Genomic DNA, 3,019 nt, shown 5'->3' on the forward strand with positions numbered 1-3,019 from the left:
GACAGGCCGAGCAGGGCGACGCCCACCAGCCCGCCCAGCGTGCCGCCGATGGCGACCTGGGCCAGCGCGCCAGATGCGGCTGGGCGGCCAGGCGCTGCGCCGTCCAGCCGAAGGCGCGGAAGCTCAGCGGGGTCAGCAGGATGGTGCCGAAGGCGCCCATCAGCACCGGCCCGCGCACCGCGGCCGGCAGCATGCCCTGGCCGATCGCCAGCTCGGCGAGGACGAAGGAGAACTCGCCGATCTGCGCCATGGCGGCGGCGACCACGGCGGCGGTGGCCGGCGGCACGCGCAGCAGCAGCAGCAGGGCGAAGGTCGCCACCCCGATGCCGACCAGCACGACGAAGACCGCGGCGGCCGAGGCCCAGGGAGCGGCCGCCAGATTGGCCGGATCCAGCAGCATGCCGACCGAGAAGAAGAAGATGGCGGCGAAGACGCGCTGGAGGGGGACGGTCTCGGCGGCGGCCTGGTGGCCCAGGTCGCTCTCGCCCAGCACCATGCCGGCGAAGAAGGCGCCGAGCGCGAAGGAGACGTGGAACAGGATGGTGGCCGAGAAGGCGACGCCGAGCGCCGCGACCACCACGGCGAGAGTAAAGAGCTCGCGGGAGCCGGTGCGGGCGACGCGCTTCAGCGCCCAGGGCAGCACCCTTCGCCCGGCCAGCAGCATCACCGCCATGAAGGCGACGAGCTCGCCCACCGCGCGCAGCATGGCGAGGCCGAGGCCCTCCGACCGGCCGCTGGCCAGCGCCGGCAGCAGCACCAGGCCGAGCACCACCACCAGGTCCTGCACCACCAGCCAGCCCAGCGCCAGCCGCCCGGCCTCGCCGGAGAGGCGGCCGCGCTCCTCCAGCGCCCGGGTGGCGACGGCGGTGGAGGCGATGGACAGCGCCAGCCCGAAGGCCAGCGCCCCCGGCCCGGACAGGCCGAGCAGGGCGACGCCCACCAGCCCGCCCAGCGTGCCGCCGATGGCGACCTGGGCCAGCGCGCCCGGCAGCGCCACGCGCCAGACCGCCAGCAGGTCCTCGGCGCGGAAATGCAGCCCGACGCCGAACAGCAGCAACCCGACGCCGACCTCGGCGAGCGTCGCGGTGAAGCCCAGATCGGCGGAGAAGCCCGGGGTATGGGGCCCGACCAACGCGCCAGCGACCAGATAGCCCACCAGCGGCGGCAGCCGCAGCAGCCGCGCCGCCAGGCCGAAGACGAAGGACAGCGTCAGGGCCAGCACCAGGATGGCCAGCAGTGGGGGCGCGTCGTGCATGGCAGGGGGACACCGGCAGGTCTGGCCGCCAGACTAGGGGCCGGCGCCCGCCACCACCAGTAGCCGGCGCTTACAGGGTGTTACGCGTACTCCCTCAACTCACCCTGGTGTGACCGGCCTGTCCGGTCCATCTGTCTGCCATCTGCACTCGGTGCTTCGCGCCGCCATGCCCGAGGGTGTAAGGGGAGCCGGCCATGGCACCGAATGACCTCCGCGCCGACCGTCCTCTGGTCGGCGACCGCGCGCCCGTTTCGCAACCCGCTGGGCAACCCGCCGGCCCCGCGCCGGAAGCGGCCCCGCCCGGCCGCCCGCCGCGGCCCCCGCGCCAGGGCCGCAAGAAGGGCGGCGGGGGCGGTGGCGGCAAGCGCGGCGGCGTCGGCCGCTTCATCGCGCGGCTGGCCGGCTTCGGCCTGATGATCGGCCTGGCCGGCGTCGCCGTCGGCGGCATCGCCGGCTATGGCTTCTACCGCCAGGCGACCGCCGACCTGCCGGAGCATGCCTGGCTCGCCGACTACCAGCCGCCGCAGATGAGCCGCATCTACGCCGCCGATTCCAAGCTGATGGCCGAGCTGGCGCTGGAACGCCGCGTCTTCGTGCCGATCGGCGCCATCCCCAAGCGCGTCCAGGCCGCCTTCACCGCCGCCGAGGACCAGCGCTTCTGGGACCATCACGGCGTCGACCCGATCGGCATCGCCCGCGCGACCCTGACCAATGTCGAGGCCCTGGCCAGCGGCCGCCGCGCCGCCGGCGCCTCGACCATCACCCAGCAGGTCGCCAAGAACATGCTGGTCGGCAACGACCGCACCATCATGCGCAAGGTGCGCGAGGCGATCCTGGCCTTCCGGCTGGAAAGCGCCATGCCGAAGGACCGCATCCTCGAGATCTACCTGAACGAGATCTTCCTGGGCGCCCAGGCCTATGGCGTCGCCTCGGCGGCGATGAACTATTTCAACAAGGGCCTGGACGAGCTGACCATCGGCGAGACCGCCTTCCTCGCCGCCCTGCCGAAGGCGCCCAACAACTACAACCCGAACCGCTACCCCGAGGCCGCCAAGGCGCGGCGCGACTGGGTGGTGGACCGGATGGCCGATGACGGGGTGATCACCCGCGCCGAGGCCGATGCCGCCAAGCAGGAGCCGATCGTGGTGCGCGGCCGCGCCCGCCCCGACACGGTGGCCACCGGCCAGTATTTCACCGAGGAGGTGCGGCGCGAGCTGGTCGCCCGCTTCGGCCAGGACCAGACCACCATGGGCGGCCTCGTGGTCCGCACCAGCATGGAGCCCGGGCTGCAGGCCGCGACCGAGGCCGCGCTGCGCGACGGGCTTCTTTCATACGACCGCCGCCGCGGCGGCTGGCGCGGGGCCGTCACCAAGATCGCCGCCGGGCCGACCGAATGGATGCCGGCCCTCGAGGCTGCCACCCGCCCGCCCGGCGCCCCGGCCGAGTGGAAGCTGGCCGTGGTGCTGGGCGTCGAGAACCGCGAGGCGCGCGTCGCCTGGCTGGAACGCCCGGACCGCGCCACGCCGGCGCAGCCGCGCCAGGCCACGCTCGACTTCGACGCCGTTGCCAGCTGGGCCCGCCCGGTCGGCCGCGACGGGCGGCTCGGCGCCGCGCCACGGCGGATGCAGGACGTGGTCTCGGCCGGCTGGTCTGGCGCGCCGACAACCGCCGCTGCGAGGGCTGCAGCAACGGCCCCGAGGCCGCGCCGCCGCGCCTGGTCGACGAGCGCAAGCAGCTGACCGACCCGATCGCCGCCTATCAGAT

The 3,019-nt window shown here is 74.3% G+C and carries 2 protein-coding genes; one reads left to right on the forward strand and one right to left on the reverse strand.

Annotated features, from left to right (window positions below; genetic code table 11):
• Positions 1-1,255, reverse strand: a 1,255-nt coding sequence (locus tag GVN67_RS28565) for a cation:proton antiporter (protein ID WP_160000692.1), incomplete at its 3' end; no start/stop codon positions are given.
• Positions 1,256-1,449: 194 nt separating this feature from the next.
• On the opposite strand from GVN67_RS28565, the gene GVN67_RS28570 reads away from it, so the two are divergent.
• A complete protein-coding gene (locus GVN67_RS28570) occupies positions 1,450-2,994 on the forward strand; it encodes a transglycosylase domain-containing protein (RefSeq protein WP_235035603.1) in 1,545 nt (514 codons plus the stop codon).
• Positions 2,995-3,019 lie beyond the last annotated feature (25 nt).

It is taken from the genome of Roseomonas sp. 18066, assembly GCF_902706185.1.
GTDB lineage: Bacteria > Pseudomonadota > Alphaproteobacteria > Acetobacterales > Acetobacteraceae > Pseudoroseomonas.

What these genes read in the sequence shown, in the direction of transcription:
- GVN67_RS28570 (WP_235035603.1), top strand. Translation starts at nt 1,450, where the DNA reads ATGGCACCGAATGACCTCCGCGCCGACCGTCCTCTGGTCGGCGACCGC.